Here is a 22,241-nt window from a genome sequence, read left to right on the forward strand (position 1 = left end):
GGGGCTGCCGCCGACAGAATGATGACGGTTTGCCCGAATAATGACATTGGTCATTTTTTATCTTTATCATTTGGTTCATCATCCAGCAGGATCCTTACCGATGGGGTATACAGATCATCATGCTGGCCGTTACGCTGCGCCCAAAAAAAAGCGCCTAAAAACACGAGTGCAAGCAGCACGCTGCACCCGATCAGGAAATAAATAATGTTCATGATAATTTTCTTTTTTTAGCGGCGAGGTGTGTTGCTATGCTTGTGAACGAAATGATAGTTGCAGTACTTAAAGGCATCAATATGGCCGCTATGAGCGGTGAAAGCCTGCCGCTTACTGCATAGCTTAATCCTAATAGGTTATAGCAAAGCGATATAAAAAACGAGATGTGGATAATGGTGATACTATCCTTTGATAAATTAAGAAATGCGGGCAGCAACCTGAGCGAACGCCCATCTAAAATAGCATCGCTGCCGGGCGAAAAATTGTTAACGTTATCCGTAATAGCTATCCCCAAATCACTTTGTTTTAAAGCACCCGAATCATTCAAGCCATCACCTATCATCATTACCTTTTTACCGGCCAGCTGTAAAGCCTTTATAAAATCAAGCTTTTGCTGCGGCGATTGGTTAAACAGCATATATCCCTCCCCCTTAAAATAAGGCAGTAAATTTTTCCGCTCCCGGTCCTGGTCGCCTGATAACAAGTAAATTTTATAATCCGCGGCCAGCCGCGCAATATCTTCAAGCCCTTCGCGATACTTGTTAACAAAGCTGAAATAACCGGCGTATCGCCCGTTAATCATCAGGTGTACTTCGGTTGATTTTGCGATGTCTACTCCTCCTGTTAAAAACGACTGGCTGCCCACCTGAACATTATGCCCATCAACCCAGGCAGTGATACCTTTTCCGGCTATTTCCCGGTAATTACTTACCCGAAGTTTTTCTGCGCCCTTGAGGTAATCGCAAATCTGAACGCTTAAGGGATGCGCCGAATTACTGCAAATGCTGTATATGAGTTGTTCATCGTAACTGCTTAGCTGCGCATTGTTGCTTACACCGTTTTCGCCGCCAATAGTAATGGTGCCGGTTTTATCTAAAACGATGGTATTGATACGGGCCAGCTGTTCAACAACGGCGGTGTTTTTGAGGTAGAAAAAATTACGATCAAAAACGCTGAGCGCCGCCGACATAGTGAACGGAGTACTTAAGGCCAGTGCACAGGGGCAGGCAACAATCAACACAGCTGTAAATGCCGAAAAAGCACGGTAAACATCGACCGGCAGCCAAAAAACTAATGAACCCAATGCAATCACCAGTAAAACAATGCTGAAATACTTACTTACCTTTTGGTTAAAGGTTTGCATCCGGTTGTCCTGGCTACGGCTAAAAGCTTCATTGTTCCACAATTGGGTAAGGTAGCTTTGTGATACTGGTTTAATTACCTCCAATTCAATAGCTTCGCCCATTTGCCGGCCACCGGCATAAACCACTTCACCCCAAACCTTTGTCACGGGAGCTGACTCGCCGGTAACAAAGCTAAAATCAATCCGCGCTTCGCCATTTAGTAATATCGCATCGGCCGGAATAATCTCATTACTACGAATGCGGATCCGCTGACCTACTTTCAGGGCTGATAAGGGCAGCGGCTTTTCGATACCGTTCTCAACAATCTGTACGGCAACAGGGAAAAACGAACGGTAGTCACGCTCAAAAGAGATATGGTAATAGGTTTTTCGCTGAACAAATTTACCTACCAGTAAAAAAAACACCAGCCCACAAAGCGTATCGGCAAACCCAGCCCCCGCATGGGTTAGTACCTCAATCAGCGTACGCAAAAAAAGCACGGCTATGCCCAGCGCCAGCGGAAAATCGATATTCAATATCTTATTACGCAGATTTGTGTAGGCCGATTGGAAATATTCCCTACCGCAGTAAAAAACAACCGGCAACGAAAACAGCACGTTCAACCAGCCAAAAAAATGCCTGAAAGTTCGCTCATATTCCGACAATCCCAAATACTCGGGAAAACTAAGCAGCATCACATTTCCAAAACAAAACCCAGCTACTGCTATCTTTTTTACAAGATTATCGCCAGCACCGGTTTGTTGTTTTTTAATAACATCCTGGAGGTTAATAAGTGGCTCATAGCCGATATCAACCAACAGCTCCACAACCTGCCTTAAACTTATCTCCCTGTTATTAAAGCGCAGGTTTACCTGTTTCTTTAAAAAGTCAATCCGGCTGTAATAAATGGCAGGGTTAAACCTATTTAACTGCTCAAGCAGCCAAATACAGGAGCTGCAATGGATATAAGGAATATAAAGCGTTAGTATAGTAATATTTTCGTCTGTAAAATCAACCAGGTCGGCCATGATCGAAGGATCATCAAGGTATTCAAATCGCTTTTCCACAAGGGTCCGGGTTGCGCCGGGGTGTTCATTATAACTGTAGTAGTTACATAACCCACTACTGGATAGCACTTTATAAACACCTTTACAGCCAGCACAGCAAAAATCTTTGCCATCTAATACATAATGATCTTTATCACAATCATTACCACAGTGGTAACAGGTAGTTTGGGTAAGTATATTTACAGCCATTGATGATCTATTTATAAGATCAAAAATGGCTGTAATCCGGCACCTGAAAAATGATGGCTGTTGGATGGAAAAGTGATGAGTATCATTTTTCACAACTAAAAAACAAAGAGTAACACGCGTTACTATGTGATCTTATGCGCTCCCTCCCATCTCCTGTTTTAGAAATGCAACGGCGGAAGCCCTTCAGGCAACACCAGCAGAGGTATTTCAATATGATGCGAAAGTTTTTTAGTATAACTGATACCAAACAAACGCTCAAGGGGATTAACTTTACGGTGTACCATCACCAGCATATCGATCACTCCGTGTTCGCTGAGCCAATCGAGCCCGCGCATTATACCCGTACCTTTAATGTGCCTGTAATAAATTTTAGGATAGTTGGCTTTACAGGTAACTTCATTTAAAAAAGCTTCTACCTCCTTTTTTTCATCACCTGTTTCATATTTCTCGTCGGTTACATGGGCTATCAATAGCTCTGCATTAAAATAACGTGCCAGGCTTGCCACCGAATGGATCATTTCTATATCGCTGTTGTTCAAATCGGTAGCGAAAGCTATTTTGGTTACAGGGTGATATTTTGCTTGCGATGGGATGAGTAAAACCGGAAAGGCGGCATCGCTGATCATATCCTGTGTGTTGCTGCCTAAAAAAAATCTGCTCATAGCCCCCGCTCCCGACATGCCCATAACAACCATTACGCTCTTTTCTTCACCTATTTTGCCTGTTACTATATCAATTACCTCGCCTACGTCACAACAGGTATTAATAACACTATGGCCCGCACCCGCTTTGGCGTAAGGAGTTTCCTGTTGTAAGGTTACAGAAAGTTGTTCCAATTCCTTATCTGCATCTGCTTTGAGCGAAGTATAATCTTCTAAAGGCCAGGCTACCTGCGCTGCCATGGGCGTTTCTGAAGGTATTTTAATGGCATGACATAATATCAAGCCCGCTTTTATATTTTGCGCAAGGTTTATAGCATAGCTCGCGGCGTTTTTTGCAGGTTCCGAAAAATCGGTGGGTACTAAAATAGTTTTCATGGCTTAAAGGATTGATTAATGGATATGATTAATGTTTTCTATGATTCGTTCGATATTGTATAGCTGGCTCTCAACTTGGTTATCAAGGTTATATATGCCGTAATATTTAACCGGCTGCCCGTCAATAATAACCGCTGTATAACTATCATTTTTTTGCAGGTGTATTCTAAAAACAACAGGTATTTTATCGCTTTCAAGTGTTTTCATAACATCGTTCCTGACGATGTAAAGTTGCAGCGCAGCGGGTGTTAAAATAGTGACGATTGTCATTTATCAACCTGATTGTAAACATCTATAAAACAACATCTAACCCCAAAAACCAATAATAAAAAACTATTTGCCGCGTAAAAAACTTATACCGCATTGTGAACTTGAGGATACGGGTAAGTACTTCTAAAATCATTGCTGCCGGTATCGTAAATATAACCCGGAGATATTTTAACCAATGCGCGAGTGATTTCAATCAACGAATAAAGAAATACAGATCATTTTATCAGAGTACTTTTCGCGCTTCTTTTGCCCGCAAACTAAAAACTGCAAAAAGCGTATTATATGATCATTTACAAAAGCTTCACTTTCGATTCTGCACATTTTTTACCCAACGTTCCGCCGCACCACAAATGCAGGAACATACATGGTCATACCTACCATTTAACAGTTTATTTTGAAGGCGAGGTAACAACACCCGAAGGATGGGTGCTTGACTTCGCCCTGATCAAAAACGCGGTTAAACCGATAGTTGATCAATTGGACCATACCATTCTGAACGAGGTCCCTGGTTTGGAAAACCCCACGGCCGAAAACCTGGCCGTATGGATTTGGAACAGCGTAACAGGAAAATTGGATGGGCTTACTAAAATTGAATTGAAAGAAACGCCGACATCGGGAGTTATTTACGAGGGAAAATAGCGCGGCTATCTTTCCCATCTTGTATTTTCATGCAGTCTCCCCCCAGATTGAATGTGCCATATCATAACAGGAGGTGATTTTGATCACTATTTAAGCCGCTAAATTCCGCAAGCTTTGTATCAATAAAAAAATCATTAGTCATAAGCCATTGAAAATATGATACCTAAAAAAATGAAAGCCGCCGTAGTGCACGAGTTTGGCCAGCCTTTGCAAATAGAAGAAATGCCGGTTCGCGAGCCGGGCCAACATGAAATACTGGTTAAAGTAATAGCCAGTGGTGTTTGCCATACCGACTTGCACGCGGCAGACGGCGACTGGCCGGTTAAACCCAAAATGCCACTGATTCCCGGCCACGAGGCCATTGGTTATGTAGTAGCGCTTGGCCCTGATGTTAAAGGCCTGAAGGAAGGTGATATTGTGGGTGTACCCTGGCTGTACAGCGCCTGTGGATGCTGCGAATTTTGTATTACGGGTTGGGAAACCTTATGTAACGACCAGCGAAATGGCGGCTATAGCGTTGACGGCGGTTATGCAGAATATGTGGTGGCCGATTCCCGTTATGTTGGGCATTTCCCGGCAGGCTCGGATTGTACCGCGATGGCACCGATCATTTGCGCAGGTGTTACCGTTTACAAAGGCCTTAAAGAAACGGAAACCAAACCCGGCGAATGGGTAGCTATTTCCGGCATAGGTGGCCTTGGGCACTTAGCTGTACAATATGCCAAAGCCATGGGCATGCATGTTGCGGCTATTGATGTAGACGATACAAAACTGGAATTAGCTAAAAACCTTGGCGCCGAGTTAACAGTTAATGCCAGAACTACCGACCCTGGCGCGTTTTTACAAAAAGAAACAGGGGGGATGCATGGCGTGTTGGTTACCGCTGTATCACCCATCGCGTTTAAACAAGGCATATCCGCGTTAAGAAGAAAAGGGACTATCGCGCTGAATGGATTACCGCCCGGTAGTTTCGACCTCCCCATATTTGAAACCGTGTTGAACCGCTATACCATCAGGGGATCAATTGTAGGCACTCGTAAAGATCTGCAGGAAGCTATCGAGTTCGCCGTGGAAGGAAAAGTTAAAGCCACCATACATACCGCGAAGTTAGAAGACATCAATACAGTTTTGGCCGACCTGAAAAATGGTAAGGTAGACGGCCGGGTTGTACTTGAAATAGCTAAACCCTAATCTGCAAATAACAAAAACTTTTACCGCAGGCCGGATCAAACTGCTCATTGACGCAATATACCGTACCTAAGCGCCTCCTCAAACTAAGTTACAATAAAAAGATCCGCTCCCTGGGCGGATCTTTTTATTGCGGGCAACGTCAGCATTATACTCGTTTCCGGGTTGCTATCCGGTAATAAACCGGGTAAACGTGAAATGATAAGTATCATGAGAACAACTGTTTCCTGTCAGGCAAAATTTATCACCTGCGGGATACATTTGACCCATAATTTAATACAAATCATTATGAAAAAGATTTTCTTTACTACCGTAATCTTATTTTTATTAAACGGGATAACCGCTTTCGCTCAGCAAAAAAATGAATGGGACATCCGCATCAGGGCAATTGGGGTTATCCCCCAGGAAAGCGCGGCGATAGGCGTCATCGGCGGAGATATAAACATTTCCAATACTGTTGTTCCCGAGCTCGATTTCACCTACTTTTTTGCCAAAAATTTTTCTGCAGAATTAATCCTGGCGACAACAAAACACCAGGTAAAAACAAAAGGCTCCAACCTGAGTGCTATTGGTGCCGGCTCTTCGGCCGATGTTGATCTCGGTAAAGTATGGTTGCTTCCGCCTACGCTTACTTTGCAATATCATTTGCCCACAGGTACCCTTTTTAAACCCTATATCGGCGCGGGGCTTAACTACACTATTTTTTACAATGCCGATAAAGGTCCAACCGTAGGCGGCATTGATTACAACAACAGTTTTGCTTTTGCAACTCAGTTGGGTGCTGATTTCGATATCAGTAAAAAAGTATTCTTGAATATTGATCTGAAGAAAATATTTCTCTCTACCGATGTAAAGGTTGATGCATCCAATTTAACGCCTGCGGGCAAACCCGAACTTGCGCCGGTTTTGAAAAACATACCGGCTGATGTAAAAATCAGGCCATGGATCATCGGCGTAGGTATGGGTTACCGTTTTTAATCCCTTATAGCAAGGGATACCCTGCGAAAGCCTGGTGTATGAAGACCACACCCAATCAAGAAAGAAATACGATTTCACGAAGCTAAGGGCAGAACAACTGTCTTATTATTATATCGCCCAGTCATCGCTGTCTGTTTTGTTTATACGAAAAAGAATGCCCGATATCCAAAGCAAGGCGCCGGTGAGCAATAATTTCTGATTCATTTCGGGCAAGCGGTGACCTGGGCTGGTTAACCATAAAAACAATTCTGTCAATAACACCAGTATCGTGAGCATACCGATGAGCATTTCACTCCATTGTTGCCTGTCCATATCCGTTAAATTCTGTGAGGTTTTTCTGCCGGAAGATACCCCGGACAATCAATTTGATATTGCAGGTTAGCTCCTCAAGAGTACAGGATATCGACTTAATTTTTACCGGGATTTCACCCGTCGTTTCCATCAGGTCGATATGAAGTAAATCGGAGCCCGAATGTTCTCTGCCCTTAAAGCTGTCAAAAAGCAGGTCGGCGAAATTTCGGTCATTACCTAAAAAATACTGTCCATAACTATCAAATCCTGCCGGTGTTCTAACGCTCAGCAAAATATAAAACCCGAGTTCCATAGCTATAAATTAAAGGCTCCTGCTTTAACAGGAGCCTCATTTAAAAAACTAATCCACTTATTTAATTTCAATTTGCCTGCGTATAGCCTTAGCTTCTTCGCGTTTAGCAATATCGATCTTCAGGACGCCGTCTGTATAAGACGCCTCAATATTTTCGGCATTGGCGCTGTCGGGCAACGTAAACGAACGTACAAATGAACTGTAACTATACTCACGTTTACTGTAATTTTTTTGAACGTCGCTGCTTTCGTTTTGTCGTTCTACCGAAATGTGCAGCACATTGCGGTCAAGGTTAATTTTGAAATCTTCTTTTTTCAGGCCGGGCGCAGCCAGTTCAACATGATAATGATCCTCGGTTTCGCTGATGTTAGCTGCTGGAACGCGCGCTACCAGGCGGTCATTGAAAAAAGAATCGTTTAAGATTGATTCAAAAACATCATTAAATGACGGTAATAACGAACTGTTATTCTTTTTGTCGGCATTAAATTTAACCAATGTCATAGGTCTTCCTCCTTAAATAAATTAATGATTAAAACTTATATTAATTAAACCGGTTCATTCAATTCAAAGCTAATGCCAGTGTAATAAATACTTGAGATCACTGAAAAAATTTCACAAAAAATGCTTTTTTTTCAGTTCGACCTGACAAATATTCAATATGCCATTGCTTTTTAACATTCGTATTAAAGCAAAGCAATAATGGTTGATATTTTTACGACGTGTGCCGCTTTGTTCAAGCTAAAAAAGCATTGGTAGAATCGCGGCCAATTACCCCCCTCCGTTCTTTGGGGCCTAAAACAATAACTATTTTATTTTGGTTTAAATCATAAAGTACAAATCATGGTGCCTATCAGGTTAATAACAGATGATGTGAGCAGAAGAATCACTTATTTTTATTCCAAACCCTTTTATACCAGTTTTGGATTGATGTTTAATCTTTGCTTTGGAGCACCCTTAATAGTCTTTTTTGGCAGCATGGGCGGCTGGATAATATTTGTACCATTGTTGCTGGCCTGGGCTGGCATTTTTTACCTGATCCTTTCCGTTAAATCAAAAAAGATCAAAAAGGCCAAAGAGGTTTATGAATTCGGTTATGAAACAACTATCTATTTTCAGGGGATAGATTATAATTACAGCGTACAGGTAAACGGAGCGCCGCAACCGGTGATCCTCCTCCGCATAAACAGCGAAACTATCAGGGTTAAAACATTTAACCAGCGCGTGATCAGGGCATTTGACGTTCCCGTTCAAAAGGCTTATATGATGGATAAATACCCGGATATCATACTGCCTGAAAATCTTTTTTCGATGAATATGGCTAACCCATCGACTAAATTAAGATCGATTGACAGGTAGGAAAATTGCCATGCAAGCTCCTTTCATAGGGTCAGGCTATGTTTCAGCTCTTTTTTCATCGATATAAATTTGCCAGTCATCCTTAATAACTGCACCCGAGGCTATCAGTATTTCCATGATTTCCAGGTGGCCCGGCCTCCGGCTGTTGTACAGCGCCCAAAGCGTGGAGCCCAATACAGTGCCCCCGTATCCATTCAATGCTTCCATGTCTGCGCCTTCGTTCAGCAGCATCTTTACCAATTCTACCTGCCCCCCGTAGGCCGCCGAATGGAGTGGCGTGGTATTGTCCCAAACGGTGCGCACGCCGCAGCCGTGGTTCAGTAAAAATTCAACTACCGGGCGATGACCGCAAACACAAGCCCAGATCAGGCAGCCATCGCGCTTCGCAGCCATGCTTTTATTAATAAGTTCTCCCTGTTCATTAAAATAAGATTTAACCTTTTCCAGGTCGCCAATACCACCGGCACCTTCCAATTCAACTTCCGCGCCTTTGGAAGCAAGATAACGGACAGGTTCATAACGGCCATTATGCAGACAGGCCAGGATCAGGTTGCCATCGGTATAATCCGCAGCTACCGCATGATTGGGGTCGGCACCATGCCTGATCAGGATATCCATCAGCTCTTCCTGTATTCCTTTGATAACCGGGTGCACACTGGTGGCAACAAGTCCGAGTGTAGATGTTCCCCGGTACATATCGCCCCAGGCATCAACTTCTGCGCCTGCGTCTAAAATTATAGCCGCAATTTCCACGGCATTTTGTGGTGTTTTCTGGCGCCATGCTTCAAAGCCATTTGCACCAACATAATTTAACAATGTGCTGTGATGATTGCGCCGCGAACGCTCATTTATCAGGCCTGGCCTTTGTGCCAGCAGCTTTTTGAGCGTATCCGCATCTCCGGCAGCTATAGCATCTGCCGCTTGCTCAAATTGCTGCAAGGACGGATTTGCTGATAACCCGGTTTTAAATTTTTCATAATGTGCCCAGCTATCAAAATAGTTTGCATGAGATATAATTAACCGGGCATTCTCCTCGGGGCTATTTTCCGGTTGATAACCCGTATCCCCAAACCACTGCGACAACTGTGACCTATCGCCATAATTCAGTATAAAATCGGCCAGGGTAGTAACATTGCCATCGCGGGCTGCCTGGTCTGCTATACTCTTTTGGGTTATAGATATGTCAGTCATGATTTTATTCGTTAAAACTTCATTTTTTTAGAAGTATAAACTGGCAATCTTAAAGCCTGATTTAAGTGATTTATACATTGGCAATTGTTTATCAAATATACATTAGTCAAATCTTGTTAGCTATTCTTTTTCGGCCGGTAAGCGGTCATTTTCTCCTCCTTAACCTGACTTTTGCATCCGTTAATGTCTGTCTGAAGGATTAGTTAGTCCGCTTCACCATAAAGGAGCTTCATAACGGATAGCTACTGCTGTAGTTTTACCAAAAATTAGATACTCAAACAATGAAAACTGTAAAAAACCTTCTTGTAAGTACCATTATTGCAGGAACCTTTCTGGTGCAGGGCACAACCGGCTATGCGCAAACGGGAACTCCTGCCGAAGTACAATCCAATGAAGTCATTCGCCCTTTCAAGGTTTATATTCCTCAAAAAGAAATCACTGATCTTAAACGCCGCATAGCAGCAACGCGCTGGCCAGATCATGAAACCGTTGCCGACCGTTCACAAGGTGCTCAGCTTGAAAAGCTACAGGAACTTGTTAATTATTGGGGCAAGGGCTACGATTGGCGCAAAGCTGAAGAAAAACTAAATGCTTTGCCACAATTTACAACTACAATTGATGGCGTTAACATCCACTTTATTCATGTACGCTCACCATACAAAAATGCATTGCCGCTCATTATTTCACATGGCTGGCCTGGTTCTGTGTTTGAATTACTTAAGATCATTGGCCCGCTTACTAATCCGACCGCATTTGGGGGCCGGGCAGAAGATGCTTTTGATGTAGTGATTCCATCCCTACCGGGTTATGGCTTCTCTGGCAAACCAACCGAAGCTGGCTGGGGCCCAGAGCGCATTGCCCGCGCATGGGATGTGCTTATGAAACGACTTGGATACACCCTTTACGCGGCACAAGGCGGCGATTGGGGCGCAGTTATCACCGAAGCAATGGGCAGGCAGGCGCCGGCAGGTTTGGCAGGCATTCACCTCAATTTACCGGCCACAATACCTGTTGAAGTAGATGCGGCGCTTACCACCGGCAGCCCCGCTCCTGCCGGACTTTCAGGTAAAGAACTTGATGTATTTAATGCCTTAAGCAAATACAGAAAAACAGGCGCCGCTGCATACAACGTAATAATGACTGCCAGGCCACAGGCCATTGGCTATGGCTTAACAGATTCACCTGCCGGCCTTGCAGCCTGGTTACTAATTCATCCCGGTTTTTCACAATGGACTTATGATGATGACTCAGACAAATACCCAACAAAAGATGAAGTACTCGACGACTTTACTTTGTACTGGCTTACAAACAGCAGTACTTCTGCAGCGCGCCTTTATTGGGAAAATGCCGGACGCGGCCCCATAAGCGCCACTGCGCAAAAAACCACCGAGATCAAATTGCCGGTAGCTATTACCGTATTTCCGGAAGATGTTTATCGCGCTCCCGAAACCTGGGCCCGGCGTGCATACCCTAACCTTACTTATTTTCATGAGGTTGACAAGGGTGGTCACTTCGCAGCGTGGGAACAACCGCAATTATTTACTGAAGAGTTGCGTGCAGCATTCAAACAACTGCGTTAAATTACTTTAGGGCAATGGAGTAATCACATTGCCTGCTTTTAAATAAATTACAAACAACTAAAATCAAAAAAAACATGAAAACTAATAAAAACAAATTGGCTACTGCCATTATTATCACAGCTCTTGCAGTACTTACACTTCCATCATCTGTCTTGGCTCAGCAAACGGTAACTGGCCGCACGGAGTTACAGCGACATGACCTTAGTGTTCCTGGCCGCGAAATGGTGCAGATCCGTGTAGATATTGAAAAAGGGAAGGCTTATCCTGAGCATAAACACCCCGGCGAAGAAATTATTTATGTACTTGAAGGGTTACTGGAATACCAGGTAGCAGGCCAACAACCGGTAACACTTAAAGCAGGCGATGTTTTGTTCATTCCTTACGGAACCGTGCATTCGGTGAAAAATGTAGGAACCACCAAAGCGCGTGAGCTTGCTACCTATATTGTTGAAAAAGATAAACCACTTGTTACACTGATCAAGTAAGGTTCATTATAGATTTTGGAAGTATCGATCCCCAACCTCATCAATAATCATTACGATCAATACTTCCAAAATTGCTTCGGGCATAGCTTTATAAGCTTGATGTAAACCGGTAAGCTCCCGGCATCAAGCGATAAATTGCTTTGTTTCCTTCAAACCTGATAAAGCTGATACCCTTTGCCCCTGCCACAGGCTTACCACCTTCAGTTATGCCTTTAACAGTTACTGCCGGAAGAAACAATGTAGCTGAGGTATTCGCCGGAACAGTTGCATCATAGGTCAATGTTTTACCGCTTACGGACCAGCTACTGTTTATCCGTCCATAAGGCGAATCATAAGATCCTTTAGCCCAGCTCATCTCCCCGGTCGGGTCAGGTTCAGGCTGCAAAATAAATTTCTTAAAACCAGGTTCATCACGCTGAATCCCGATAGAATAAGCAATCATCCATTGACCAACAGCGCCAAATGAATAGTGGTTAAAAGAGTTCATGCTGTTATTACCGCCAAAGCCGTTTTCTACAGTATACCCGTTCAGCCTTTCCCAGATAGTTGTAGCGCCCTGATTAATAGCATACAGCCACGATGGATAATGCTCGTTCTGCAACATTTTATAAGCAAGGTCCGAGTGCCCGTTATCTGAAAGGGCTTTACTGATCGCGCCCGTACCTACAAATCCGGTCATGAGGGAATAAGACGGACGGACGATCCCCTGATCATCTTTATTCTCGTGTTCAACGGCAGCCTCAAGGTTCTTTGCCATATAACTGATATTTTCGTTGCTAAATACGCCAAGTGCCAAACCTGTTGCATAGGCCGTTTGCGTATCCGAAACTTTAAACTCTTTTTTACCGGGCTCGCCAAACATCCCACCACCAACAACACCTACGGCTTTTTTATCAGCGTTAACAAATGTTTTGTTGAAGAAAGCTTTTCGCTCTTCATATTTTTTCCTGAATTTCTCAGCATCATCTTTCTTTCCTAAAATGCCAGCCACCTTTGCCATAATGCCCAAATCATAAACATGATAAGCCGTAACCGGGAAAGCAGTGCCAAGCTGCATATACTGTGGCCCAAGCCAGTCGCCCAGCACACCATCCGTACTGAAGCCGGTTTTAGGATCAATAGTTGAGTCGATGTAATCCATATACCTACACATGGCATCATAATGTTCGGCAAGTAATGATACATCATTATATTGCTGGTAAGTTTCCCAGGCTACAGTAATGCCAGCGCTTCCCCAAATCACGCCGCCAAATCCGCCGCCAACAGGTGCAATATCGGTAAATCGCCCTTGCTCGGTTTGCAAATCGCGCATAGCCAGCATGTGCCTGCGCAGAAACTGATCGGCATTGGATACATAGGTTGCAGTACGCGAAAAAATACTGATATCGCCCGACCAGCCCATCCGCTCATTCCTTTGCGGGCAATCGGTTGGTATAGTAAGGAAGTTATCGATGTTTGACCACGTTAGGTTGGACCATAGTTTGTTCACCTTTGGATTGGAGGTAGTGTAATCGGCAGTGAGTTTTTTTACAGAACTTATAACCAGACCCTGTACATCCTCTAACGGCAGCGGCCTATCAATGCCGGTAATTTCGATATATTGATAACCATGCGATGTAAAATGCGGTTGGATCACCTGATCGCCATCCTTCATGATATAAAGATCCTGACTCAATGCTGCGCGGTAATTTTCGGTCATGATCATACCTACATTTCTACCGGACTCCTTCAGGTTGGGATACAGGATTTCGGCATAACGTAAGGTTAGTTTTTTTCCGGCGATACCATTTTTGATGCTGATCTTGGGCACACCTACAAAATTCTGTCCCATGTCATATACATAAACACCTTTTCTAACTTCCCTCACTCCTTTTGCAGTAAGGGTTTTATAAATTCCTGCCGATGTTCCGATCTGCCCGATCATCGAAATATGATCAAAATCCAGCGGGATCTTTTTCCCGAAATAGTCAACGTCATCCCCCGTATATGTTGTTCCTTTCAGAGATACTTCCTGCGCCTTTTGCCAGTTATGATCATCATAAGCTACCGTGTTCCAGTCTTTAACTGCAACTTCCTTTGTGGCATCGTCAACCTCGCCCATATCCAAGCTGCTGTAAACAACAGGGCCATCGTTAAAATATTTCCAGTTTTTGTTATTGGTTTTGATCACCTCCTGCGAACCATCAGTATAAGTAATAACCAGCTTGGCTAATAAGGATTGCCTGTCGCCAAAATGGTTCCAGACCGAGCCGTAGCTCAACAAACCGCTCCACCAGCCTTCGCCGAGCATAGCACCAATAGCGTTTTTCCCTTTACTTACCACACCGGTTACATCGTAGGTTTGATAAAGATGAGTTTTGTTATATTGTGTAAGGCCGGGGTTGTAATAATCGTTACCTACCCGTTTGCCGTTAAGATAGATTTCATAAATCCCCCTTGCCGTTACATAAAGCCTTGCCTGCGAAATACCTTTATCGGCATTAAAAACCGAGCGCAGCATAGGCATAGCGTTATGACTGGGATCGGCAAGGATAAATGCGCCTGCACTTCCGCCATCTACCTCATATTTCCCATCTTTTATAACTAAACCGGATGAAGGGGTAATAACAGCTTCTTTAAAAATCCCTTTGTAATTATGTTCTTCGGGCTTTTCGCTGAATAAATTGTTGCGCGGCGACCTGAAATTGGAAACCGTCAGCTCAGAAAATTCGGCTTTCTGACCTTTATCTACAGAAAAACCTATCTCCCCAAGCATTCCAAAAGAGATTACATCATGGCGGCCAAGCGGATTAAGTGTTATCACGGCGTCGCGGTTTGCAGGCACAGGCTGGGCTATAGCAGTTGCATCTTTCTCATCGGCTAAAAATATTTTATTATCATCAACAGTGAATGTAAGTGTACCAAGCTCATTATTGATCAATATGGAGTGCTGTTTGTTCTTATTACCGTTGCCAATCAGGTCGGTTTTTATTGGAAAGCTTTTAAATACTTTACCCAATGTATCTTTTTCCGAATACCCTGCTCTGTATACGTTGATCCGTGCATTGCTTCCCTGATCCAGACCTGAAATATCCACCTCCACTTTAAAATAAGATTGGTTCTTTTTATTGGCAAGCTGAAAAATGTTCCTGTTACTATCCATCAGCCGTGGGTCATTAGCGGCAAAAATCATGCTTGCCCTGGAGCTGCCCGGAGCGATAGCCACTTTATATTTCAGGTTATACAGCGGCAGGTAATGTGCATAAAGCACCAGGTCATTATCTCCTCCCCCTATCCATTGCGCGCCATCCCATGCCGACATTCCCGTGTCCATGAGCCCCGTTTCAAACCAGGAGCCCGAGGAAGAAACACCGCCTGCCTGATCCCAAACAGTTACCGTCCAGCTATAGCGGGTTGCGGCTTTAAGCGGCGAGCCTGCGTAAACCACAGCTAAGGCTGTTCCGCTTTTTATTCTGGTGCTATTCCATACCACTTTTCCCTGTGCATCTTTTACGATGATCTGATAAGCAACCTGGTTATAGCCTCTCGATCCTTCAGGGGCCAGCATTTGCCAGCTAAACCGGGGCAGTTTAACATCAATCCCAATAGGATGCTCAGTATATTCCACCTGTAGGTTAACTATCCGGGTCCCTTTTACAGCACCGTAAAGGTTAATTTGTATAAATGAAAATAACAGTAATAAAATCAGGGCAGCCGGTTTAGTTATCGGGGCAGGATTTTTTGTCATAATTGGGTTTACAGTAAAAATAATTGGTAAAGCAATATGCTAATAAAATGATACTTAACTGTCCCTTACTTACCCCTTTGATTGCAAATACTTTTTTATAGGACTAAAAGCAGAATACGAAGCCTAAAGCTAATAAATTATCACGGCATCAACGCCCAGGCCAAACCGTCAGCCCCGCGAATATCAATATGCCCGGTCACTTCTAATTTATTAAGGTCGATCACTGCCACATAATTATCACCAGTGCAGCCGATAAATGCACGTGATCCGTCGTCGTCTACCAGAATCCCTGCCGCCCCATGGCCTGCATTTATACGTTTTATTTCCTGATGCGAAGTAGCATCAAAAACGAACAAGTCGCCGGTACGAAGACTGGTAACCAATACACGTTTGCCATCAGGCGTAAATTTAAGCCGGTTGGCACCCGTTACCTTTGCATCAATTGTGGCAGTTACCTTTTTGGCCGTGATATCGATGATCGAAATATTGCCATCCTCAGCACCTGCAGTCCATAATTCGCGCCCTTTGGGTGATACATCAAAACCCTCAGAACCTTGAGCTACCGGGATAACGGTCTGTACCCAGTCATGACGTGCCGGAGGTGCAAAACCGCCCGGAGGCCCCATTGGCTTCAGCAAACTATCCTCCAAAATGCTTACCGTTGCTGAAGATACATTTGTGGTGAACACCTTTTTCCCATCATCGGTTACATAGATCATGTGCGTTCTATCCTGGCCTGTTCCCATGGCCCAGTCAAATTTGCCGGTTGCAGGATCATAGCGGCCAACAGCTTTAGCGCCTTCGGCCGAGAACCAAACTTTTCCTCCTGCAAATGTTAACCCATGTGGCCCCATCAATGGTTTGGTATCAATGGCGGGCAGCGCTTTTTGCGCCACAAGATCAATTACGCTCAGCTCGTGCAGGCTTCCTCCACCGTAGATGGAAACATAAGCCGTCTTTCCATCGGCTGAGGCAATAACTTCATGAGGATCGGAACCCACGGGCACGCGTGTAATAACCTTTAAAGTCAGCGGGTTGATGATCGCCAAATTATGATCGCTTTTTGAAAGTGCAAGTAAAACCCGTGAGGGTGTGGCCTGCGCTGAACATTTGTTTGAAATAAAAACCATCGGAATCCATAATATGCTTACGACGAGTAATTTGACCATGTCAAATCTCATCGCTTTAAAATTAGGGGCGAATGCTGTTTTATTCATGCGGTTTACTAATTGAAGGGCGGTTTATAAGTCGTTTAAAAGTAACGAAGCCGATCATTAAGAGTGATCTCTCCTTAAAACAAATATACTGATCCCGGCTTTGCTATCTCTGCCAGTGGCAAACAAATCGACGAAGACCAGATTGTTACCCATCGCGGTTTGTTTTTAATAGATTAACTATAGTAAAACCCAAATTTCTGATAACATTATTATCAACCTGCATTGATTTTATGCATCACATAATTAACGATCACATCGCAACGAGTAAGGTTAAATTCCAGAAGTTCTTCGGGCTGCCAATAACTATTTAACTCGGTGCGTAACATTTCTTTGGCCCGGTTCAATCTTATTTTAACATTAGACTCCCCTATTTCCAGCGCTTCCATTGTTTCATTAGTGGTCATTCCCTGTATCTCCCTCATTACAAATACCAACCTGTATTTTTCGGGGAGCGTTAATACCGCCTTTTCTAAAATAGCTTTTAATTCTTTGTTCATAAGATTATCTAAAGGTGTTTCAGGTTGGTGATCAATGCGAATATGTTCCGTAAGTTTTTTTTCTAATTGAGCTTTCCTCTTTTTGTGCAACAGGCTCTCGTTAATCAGGATCCGGATTAGCCAGGTGCTAAAACTCGATTGATGTTTGAAATTAGACAACTGGCGATAGGCGTTCAGGTAGGCCGTTTGCATAATGTCTTCAGCCTCCTTATCGTCGTTAATGATGGACATGCTGATCCTATACAATCTTTCGTTGAATTTGCGCATTAGTTTTTCATACAAATGCTTTTCGCCATTAACTACTCGTTTTACAATCTCCTCGTCACTGAAAGTATCGGTCATATGATCGGCAGGTGGGTTCATAAAATCTGATTTATATAATAGAGTACTGTAAAGCTAAAGGGTTACAGATTACCTCTAATTAAACTTTGTAACCCTTTGTTCAAAGGCAATCTCTAATGGATATTAATTCAAAATAATCATGGAAGATCAAACTAAAAACACTCAAACTCTTTTAAAGTTTACTTATGGTTTAGTGCCTGTTGTAGCGGGAGCCGACAAATTCACCAACCTATTGACTGATTGGTCACATTATCTCAATCCAACAATTAAGGCCATGCTTCCTTTCGGCGAACATGTATTTATGATGATTGTTGGCATAATTGAAATTGTGGCCGGAATATTAGTGCTTTTTAATCCGCAAAAAGGAGCTTATCTTGTTAGTGCCTGGTTAGTATTAATTGCACTTAGTTTATTGGCAAGCGGCAACTACTTAGATGTGGCTGTGCGTGATATTGTAATGGCCATCGGAGCCTTCTCATTAGCAAGACTATCTACTATAGTCAAAAATTAATATCATTAGCACCATACAGTTGTAGTCTTGTACAATTATTTATAATGGGGCCATAAAGGACATTATACTGCAAAATCTGTCGGGTAAAACTTATATCCGACAGACTTATTTATATATTCACATTATTTAGGAAGGAGAAACATATTTCACATATTGCCAATCCAGTACCTGCTTCATATATTTATATCTGCAGTCTTGTAAAATCAACTTATGAATCAGCCACATATAGCCGGCATTGCTCCATTCTTCATTGTAAGCAATGTCACAACGGCAATATCCTTTTATCTGGAAAAACTCGGTTTTGATACCGTTTTCCAGGAGCCGGATCACGATCCGTTTTTTGCTATTGTACAGCGGGATGGGGCAATGATCTTCCTGAAATCTGTAAGCGGGGATCCGCTTCCGAACTACAAGCAAGCCCCGGATGCCCGGTGGGACGCGTATGTTAGTGTACCTGACCCGGATACGCTGGCCGCAGAGTTTATATCGCGCGGTGTTAGCTTCACTGTACCGCTACAAAATACTCCTGATGGCTTGCGCGGCTTTGAATTGGCAGACGCTGACGGTTATATTTTATTTTTCGGTCATCCCCGTTGATAGAAATAGTTACTAAACGGGTATACTTTTTGCAAAAGGTATAGCATGGATCAAAATTATTTACTGAACTCCGTAGATGGGGTCGACGTTATCTTAATTCCCGGTTCAGGCAGTAGCGTCTGCGTTTTCGAACCGGAAACGCAAACCAGTGCGGGTTCGTCCCAACTATTGCGGGCCACAATACTGGATAAAGAACTGGTTTTCCAGCCCACAGGCAATAATATTATTTCAGAAGATGAGCTATTAAAAGTTATCCGCTGGTACAGTTACCGCAAAACTTTTTCCTGAAATATTGAGGCAATTTTTATAAGCAAACAGCTTTTACGCCCGCCCATAAGCTCAATTAGCGTATATAAACTTTCCCGAACCGGGGAAGAATTAACCCTGCCATGACGCTGCCTCGGCCAACCCTCACTATCTATCTTCATTGTATTGATATTGTTACAGATAGGCTTTTACTAAAATTATTCCTTCATCGGGTAGTTGAATAGATGATTAGAGGTATAAAAAAGCCTCTCCCTGGATAGGGAAAGGCGTAAGAGCGAAAGACGAGATTCGAACTCGCGACCCCGACCTTGGCAAGGTCGTGCTCTACCAACTGAGCTACTTTCGCATTGGTGGCCGCAAATATATAACTTCCACCAGGTGCTGGCAAAATATTTTTAAAAATTTTGCAAATTAAATTTAACACACTTTTAATCAAATACTTACACCCGTCGCCAGACCTATTATAGTTTGTAATTAATGTCCGTGTAAGAAACAGGCACTTAAAAAAAGGCAAAGAAGGTAATTAATTTATCCTTTTGGGTGTGTTTTATTTAAAGTCGTTTTCTGATATGTTGACAAACAGTTTCCAGCACTATCGCACCTAATTATTAAATTTGAAGATAATTTCCTGATCCGGGGAGCGATAATATAACAAGTGTATGGTGTTGGAGTCTTTTCATGAACTCGTCCTTAAATTTATTGAAAATACTAACCGGCCGATATTTTTAACAGGTAAGGCAGGCACCGGTAAAACCACTTTTCTCCGCTGGATCAGGGCAAACGTTACCAAAAATCTGGCGGTTGTAGCCCCTACCGCAGTAGCGGCTATTAACGCCGGCGGCGTAACCATTCATTCTTTTTTCCAGGTGCCTTTCGGGCCGCAGGTGCCTGTAACGGATTATAACAATCACAGCACCCTGCTCAGGCAGGTAAGCCTCGAAAAATCAAACATATTAAAATGCCTCGACCTGCTTATTATTGATGAGATCAGTATGGTGCGGGCCGATACGCTTGATTATATTGACACTGTATTGCGCCAGATTAAAGGATCGGCGAGGCCTTTCGGCGGTGTACAGTTATTGATGATCGGCGACTTGTTTCAGCTCCCCCCTGTTTATGAAAAAGACTGGCCTGTACTCAGAAACTTTTACAAAGGGCCTTATTTTTTTGATAGCCTTGCATTCCAAAAATTTCCGGTGTTAACATTTGAACTTACACAGGTTTACCGCCAAAAAGATCCGGTATTTGTGGAGATCCTGAACAGTATTCGCAATGGCTACGCCAACAACGAAATGCTGGACAAGCTTAACGCACATTATAACCCTAAGCTGAATGCCAACTGGCTTAAAGATTATGTAACCCTATCTACCCATAACCAACTTGTTAACGAAATTAACCAGCAGCGTTTAATGGAGCTTGATGGTGAAGCCCACACTTTTAAAGCCACCGTAACCGGCGATTTCCCCAAAGATGCCTACCCTGCCGAAGATGAGCTTGTTTTGAAAGTTGGGGCACAAGTAATGTTCATTAAAAATGACAGCTCTGGTAAAAAGCAATATTATAACGGCCGCACGGGGCGCATCGTTGCAATGGGACCGGGTAATATTCGCCTTAGTTTCCTTGACGACGGCACCGAGTTTGAAGTGATCCCAGAAACCTGGCAAAACGTAAAATATGCATTGGCCGAAAATGAGCAGAAAGTAAATGAACAAAATAACGGTTCGTTTAGCCAATATCCGCTTAGGCTGGCCTGGGCCATCACCATACACAAAAGCCAGGGACTTACATTTGAAAAAGCGGTTATTGATGTCGACGCCGCCTTTGCTTTCGGGCAAGCTTATGTTGCGCTAAGCCGTTGCCGTTCGCTTGAGGGCATGATCCTGAAATCGCCGGTACGCCCCGAAAACATCCGCACCGATCCGGAGATCATCAGCTTTATGCAAAATGCGGCTATCTCCATACCAGATGAAAATCTGCTGGAAAGCACCATCCGGCAAATAGCCCTGGAAGAAATGAAGGATATCTTTGATTTTTCGATGCTCACCGGTGCATGGAGACAGCTTAAAACCATCATGCTAAACAGCGCGATTAAAAATAGCTCCTTATCCGAAAACATCAACAAAACCGATCACAGCTGGGAAACTGAAATTAAAACTATCGGCGACCGTTTTATCAGGAAGGAATTGGGCACTTTACCTGATGACCAACTTGTCTGGAACAATACACCATTTATAAGCAGGTTAAAAAACGCTGCCAACTATTTTCTACCTAAATTAAACGCTTTCTCGGAAGCTATTAACGGCTTTTATACCGCTATAAACAACATCAACCCTCCTGCCGAGTTTTACGACAGTTTAAATCATTTATTAGTTAATCTGAAAGCAAAAACGGCGGCATTTGTACGCCTGCCTATTGCCACATCGGGCAGGGATGTTTTATCATCAGTACAGGAGGCCGGGATAAGTTACAAACCTGTATATAAAAACTGGAACCCTAAAGCGCTGCCAAAAGAGAAGGAAATTGTTAACCCCGAACTATACAAGCAATTACTCAACTGGCGTAAAGAAACCAGCCTCGAACGTAAAATCCCCGAACATACCCTGGTGTCTGAAAACATGCTGCGCGATATCACTGCTAAGCTACCACGGTCATTAAACCAGCTTTCGCAATTAAAAAGTTTTGGTGATGCAAAAGCAACAGACCTGGGCGAACCCATTCTAAAAATGATCAGGAGTTATTTAGGCGAAAACGACTTATTTTCCTAAACAGAACATCTAAAACCTCGGAATTTCCGGGCCGTTATATGGATTTTCGAGGGCATTCTTGAGCCTCATTAACTGGTATTGGTGACGCCAATTATCAGGATAGTTTTTCATGTTTTTCAATAATTGCTTAACAAAATCGGCAACATGGAGCTGGGTTGTAGCACGGTCTAACCTTAATTCATCGGGTAAAGTAACATTACTAAAGTATTCACTCAATTCTTCGTAGCTCATGATGCAAAAGTAAAAGATTTTAAAAGATTTTTTAAAAAACCCAGGCCGTCACTTTACTTTCATAGTTTTTAAACGTGTAGATCATCTATTTTAAACGTTTGTAATAAACACGCTAAAAACAAACTGCTTCATATTATCCTCATTTAGGATTTGTATCTTTGTTTAA

General features: G+C 43.2%; 22 protein-coding genes and 1 tRNA gene. 10 read left to right on the plus strand and 13 right to left on the minus strand.

The window, feature by feature from the left end; translation table 11 throughout:
* Positions 1-50: 50 nt before the first annotated feature.
* From ccoS to BLP33_RS22220, 4 genes are all read right to left on the minus strand, one after another.
* A complete protein-coding gene (gene ccoS, locus BLP33_RS22205; protein WP_090533235.1) occupies positions 51-212 on the minus strand; it encodes a cbb3-type cytochrome oxidase assembly protein CcoS in 162 nt (53 codons plus the stop codon).
* A complete protein-coding gene (locus BLP33_RS22210; protein WP_090533237.1) occupies positions 209-2,593 on the minus strand; it encodes a heavy metal translocating P-type ATPase in 2,385 nt (794 codons plus the stop codon). The genes ccoS and BLP33_RS22210 overlap by 4 nt, the downstream gene beginning before the upstream one ends.
* A gap of 158 nt (positions 2,594-2,751) precedes the next feature.
* A complete protein-coding gene (locus tag BLP33_RS22215; protein ID WP_090533239.1) occupies positions 2,752-3,630 on the minus strand; it encodes a universal stress protein in 879 nt (292 codons plus the stop codon).
* Between the two features lie 15 nt (positions 3,631-3,645).
* Positions 3,646-3,837, minus strand: coding sequence for a hypothetical protein (locus BLP33_RS22220; RefSeq protein ID WP_090533241.1), 192 nt, complete (start codon positions 3,835-3,837; stop codon positions 3,646-3,648).
* 345 nt (positions 3,838-4,182) lie between these two features.
* Between BLP33_RS22220 and queD the strand changes: the two genes are divergently transcribed.
* The 3 genes from queD to BLP33_RS22235 all read left to right on the plus strand — a co-directional run bounded on the left by queD (position 4,183) and on the right by BLP33_RS22235 (position 6,705).
* Positions 4,183-4,539 (plus strand): 6-carboxytetrahydropterin synthase QueD, encoded by a 357-nt coding sequence (gene queD, locus BLP33_RS22225; RefSeq protein ID WP_090533243.1) that lies wholly within the window; start codon positions 4,183-4,185, stop codon positions 4,537-4,539.
* A 156-nt stretch (positions 4,540-4,695) separates the two neighbouring features.
* Positions 4,696-5,730: an alcohol dehydrogenase AdhP gene (gene adhP, locus BLP33_RS22230; RefSeq protein ID WP_090533245.1), complete on the plus strand. Its 1,035-nt coding sequence runs from the start codon at positions 4,696-4,698 to the stop codon at positions 5,728-5,730.
* Between the two features lie 285 nt (positions 5,731-6,015).
* Positions 6,016-6,705, plus strand: coding sequence for an OmpW/AlkL family protein (locus BLP33_RS22235; RefSeq protein WP_090533247.1), 690 nt, complete (start codon positions 6,016-6,018; stop codon positions 6,703-6,705).
* Between the two features lie 108 nt (positions 6,706-6,813).
* Here BLP33_RS22235 and BLP33_RS22240 read toward each other — a convergent pair whose 3' ends face one another.
* The 3 genes from BLP33_RS22240 to BLP33_RS22250 are packed head-to-tail and all read right to left on the minus strand — an operon-like array spanning position 6,814 to position 7,810.
* Complete coding sequence (locus BLP33_RS22240) at positions 6,814-7,017, minus strand: hypothetical protein (RefSeq protein ID WP_139160044.1); 204 nt, start codon at positions 7,015-7,017, stop codon at positions 6,814-6,816.
* Positions 6,995-7,309 carry a hypothetical protein gene (locus tag BLP33_RS22245; protein ID WP_090533251.1) on the minus strand — a complete coding sequence of 105 codons (315 nt, stop codon included), beginning with the start codon at positions 7,307-7,309 and terminating at the stop codon, positions 6,995-6,997. The genes BLP33_RS22240 and BLP33_RS22245 overlap by 23 nt, the downstream gene beginning before the upstream one ends.
* A gap of 57 nt (positions 7,310-7,366) precedes the next feature.
* Positions 7,367-7,810 (minus strand): Hsp20/alpha crystallin family protein, encoded by a 444-nt coding sequence (locus BLP33_RS22250; RefSeq protein WP_090533253.1) that lies wholly within the window; start codon positions 7,808-7,810, stop codon positions 7,367-7,369.
* A gap of 369 nt (positions 7,811-8,179) precedes the next feature.
* Between BLP33_RS22250 and BLP33_RS22255 the strand changes: the two genes are divergently transcribed.
* Positions 8,180-8,665, plus strand: a complete 486-nt coding sequence (locus BLP33_RS22255; protein WP_139160045.1) for a hypothetical protein — start codon at positions 8,180-8,182, stop codon at positions 8,663-8,665.
* 36 nt (positions 8,666-8,701) lie between these two features.
* Here BLP33_RS22255 and BLP33_RS22260 read toward each other — a convergent pair whose 3' ends face one another.
* Positions 8,702-9,856, minus strand: a complete 1,155-nt coding sequence (locus BLP33_RS22260) for an ankyrin repeat domain-containing protein (protein WP_090533257.1) — start codon at positions 9,854-9,856, stop codon at positions 8,702-8,704.
* Positions 9,857-10,137: 281 nt separating this feature from the next.
* Here BLP33_RS22260 and BLP33_RS22265 point away from each other — a divergent pair, with 281 nt between their 5' ends.
* Positions 10,138-11,436 (plus strand): epoxide hydrolase family protein, encoded by a 1,299-nt coding sequence (locus BLP33_RS22265; RefSeq protein WP_090533259.1) that lies wholly within the window; start codon positions 10,138-10,140, stop codon positions 11,434-11,436.
* 74 nt (positions 11,437-11,510) lie between these two features.
* A complete protein-coding gene (locus tag BLP33_RS22270; protein ID WP_090533261.1) occupies positions 11,511-11,921 on the plus strand; it encodes a cupin domain-containing protein in 411 nt (136 codons plus the stop codon).
* Positions 11,922-12,009: 88 nt separating this feature from the next.
* On the opposite strand, the gene BLP33_RS22275 is transcribed toward BLP33_RS22270, so the two are convergent.
* From BLP33_RS22275 to BLP33_RS22285, 3 genes are all read right to left on the minus strand, one after another.
* On the minus strand, positions 12,010-15,648 hold the full coding sequence (locus tag BLP33_RS22275) for a family 78 glycoside hydrolase catalytic domain (RefSeq protein ID WP_090533263.1): 3,639 nt from the start codon (positions 15,646-15,648) through the stop codon (positions 12,010-12,012).
* 140 nt (positions 15,649-15,788) lie between these two features.
* On the minus strand, positions 15,789-16,865 hold the full coding sequence (locus BLP33_RS22280) for a YncE family protein (RefSeq protein WP_217633211.1): 1,077 nt from the start codon (positions 16,863-16,865) through the stop codon (positions 15,789-15,791).
* A 212-nt stretch (positions 16,866-17,077) separates the two neighbouring features.
* Positions 17,078-17,725, minus strand: coding sequence for an RNA polymerase sigma factor (locus BLP33_RS22285; RefSeq protein WP_090533266.1), 648 nt, complete (start codon positions 17,723-17,725; stop codon positions 17,078-17,080).
* Between the two features lie 118 nt (positions 17,726-17,843).
* Here BLP33_RS22285 and BLP33_RS22290 point away from each other — a divergent pair, with 118 nt between their 5' ends.
* From BLP33_RS22290 to BLP33_RS22300, 3 genes are all read left to right on the plus strand, one after another.
* Positions 17,844-18,215, plus strand: coding sequence for a hypothetical protein (locus tag BLP33_RS22290; protein ID WP_090533268.1), 372 nt, complete (start codon positions 17,844-17,846; stop codon positions 18,213-18,215).
* Positions 18,216-18,425: 210 nt separating this feature from the next.
* Entirely contained in the window at positions 18,426-18,812 is a 387-nt protein-coding gene (locus tag BLP33_RS22295; RefSeq protein ID WP_090533269.1) for a VOC family protein, read from the plus strand.
* A gap of 45 nt (positions 18,813-18,857) precedes the next feature.
* Positions 18,858-19,100 (plus strand): hypothetical protein, encoded by a 243-nt coding sequence (locus BLP33_RS22300; RefSeq protein ID WP_090533271.1) that lies wholly within the window; start codon positions 18,858-18,860, stop codon positions 19,098-19,100.
* Between the two features lie 252 nt (positions 19,101-19,352).
* Here the strand turns inward: BLP33_RS22300 and BLP33_RS22305 are convergent.
* A tRNA-Gly gene (locus tag BLP33_RS22305) sits at positions 19,353-19,425 on the minus strand.
* 313 nt (positions 19,426-19,738) lie between these two features.
* Between BLP33_RS22305 and BLP33_RS22310 the strand changes: the two genes are divergently transcribed.
* Complete coding sequence (locus BLP33_RS22310) at positions 19,739-21,844, plus strand: AAA family ATPase (RefSeq protein WP_090533272.1); 2,106 nt, start codon at positions 19,739-19,741, stop codon at positions 21,842-21,844.
* Positions 21,845-21,853: 9 nt separating this feature from the next.
* Here BLP33_RS22310 and BLP33_RS22315 read toward each other — a convergent pair whose 3' ends face one another.
* On the minus strand, positions 21,854-22,075 hold the full coding sequence (locus tag BLP33_RS22315) for a DUF6965 family protein (protein ID WP_090533274.1): 222 nt from the start codon (positions 22,073-22,075) through the stop codon (positions 21,854-21,856).
* Positions 22,076-22,241 lie beyond the last annotated feature (166 nt).

The organism is Mucilaginibacter sp. NFR10 (assembly GCF_900100445.1).
GTDB lineage: Bacteria > Bacteroidota > Bacteroidia > Sphingobacteriales > Sphingobacteriaceae > Mucilaginibacter > Mucilaginibacter rubeus.

What these genes read in the sequence shown, in the direction of transcription:
- ccoS (WP_090533235.1), bottom strand. Translation starts at nt 212, where the DNA reads ATGAACATTATTTATTTCCTGATCGGGTGCAGCGTGCTGCTTGCACTC.
- BLP33_RS22210 (WP_090533237.1), bottom strand. Translation starts at nt 2,593, where the DNA reads ATGGCTGTAAATATACTTACCCAAACTACCTGTTACCACTGTGGTAAT.
- BLP33_RS22215 (WP_090533239.1), bottom strand. Translation starts at nt 3,630, where the DNA reads ATGAAAACTATTTTAGTACCCACCGATTTTTCGGAACCTGCAAAAAAC.
- BLP33_RS22220 (WP_090533241.1), bottom strand. Translation starts at nt 3,837, where the DNA reads ATGAAAACACTTGAAAGCGATAAAATACCTGTTGTTTTTAGAATACAC.
- queD (WP_090533243.1), top strand. Translation starts at nt 4,183, where the DNA reads ATGATCATTTACAAAAGCTTCACTTTCGATTCTGCACATTTTTTACCC.
- adhP (WP_090533245.1), top strand. Translation starts at nt 4,696, where the DNA reads ATGATACCTAAAAAAATGAAAGCCGCCGTAGTGCACGAGTTTGGCCAG.
- BLP33_RS22235 (WP_090533247.1), top strand. Translation starts at nt 6,016, where the DNA reads ATGAAAAAGATTTTCTTTACTACCGTAATCTTATTTTTATTAAACGGG.
- BLP33_RS22240 (WP_139160044.1), bottom strand. Translation starts at nt 7,017, where the DNA reads ATGGACAGGCAACAATGGAGTGAAATGCTCATCGGTATGCTCACGATA.
- BLP33_RS22245 (WP_090533251.1), bottom strand. Translation starts at nt 7,309, where the DNA reads ATGGAACTCGGGTTTTATATTTTGCTGAGCGTTAGAACACCGGCAGGA.
- BLP33_RS22250 (WP_090533253.1), bottom strand. Translation starts at nt 7,810, where the DNA reads ATGACATTGGTTAAATTTAATGCCGACAAAAAGAATAACAGTTCGTTA.
- BLP33_RS22260 (WP_090533257.1), bottom strand. Translation starts at nt 9,856, where the DNA reads ATGACTGACATATCTATAACCCAAAAGAGTATAGCAGACCAGGCAGCC.
- BLP33_RS22265 (WP_090533259.1), top strand. Translation starts at nt 10,138, where the DNA reads ATGAAAACTGTAAAAAACCTTCTTGTAAGTACCATTATTGCAGGAACC.
- BLP33_RS22270 (WP_090533261.1), top strand. Translation starts at nt 11,511, where the DNA reads ATGAAAACTAATAAAAACAAATTGGCTACTGCCATTATTATCACAGCT.
- BLP33_RS22275 (WP_090533263.1), bottom strand. Translation starts at nt 15,648, where the DNA reads ATGACAAAAAATCCTGCCCCGATAACTAAACCGGCTGCCCTGATTTTA.
- BLP33_RS22280 (WP_217633211.1), bottom strand. Translation starts at nt 16,865, where the DNA reads ATGAATAAAACAGCATTCGCCCCTAATTTTAAAGCGATGAGATTTGAC.
- BLP33_RS22285 (WP_090533266.1), bottom strand. Translation starts at nt 17,725, where the DNA reads ATGAACCCACCTGCCGATCATATGACCGATACTTTCAGTGACGAGGAG.
- BLP33_RS22290 (WP_090533268.1), top strand. Translation starts at nt 17,844, where the DNA reads ATGGAAGATCAAACTAAAAACACTCAAACTCTTTTAAAGTTTACTTAT.
- BLP33_RS22295 (WP_090533269.1), top strand. Translation starts at nt 18,426, where the DNA reads ATGAATCAGCCACATATAGCCGGCATTGCTCCATTCTTCATTGTAAGC.
- BLP33_RS22300 (WP_090533271.1), top strand. Translation starts at nt 18,858, where the DNA reads ATGGATCAAAATTATTTACTGAACTCCGTAGATGGGGTCGACGTTATC.
- BLP33_RS22310 (WP_090533272.1), top strand. Translation starts at nt 19,739, where the DNA reads ATGGTGTTGGAGTCTTTTCATGAACTCGTCCTTAAATTTATTGAAAAT.
- BLP33_RS22315 (WP_090533274.1), bottom strand. Translation starts at nt 22,075, where the DNA reads ATGAGCTACGAAGAATTGAGTGAATACTTTAGTAATGTTACTTTACCC.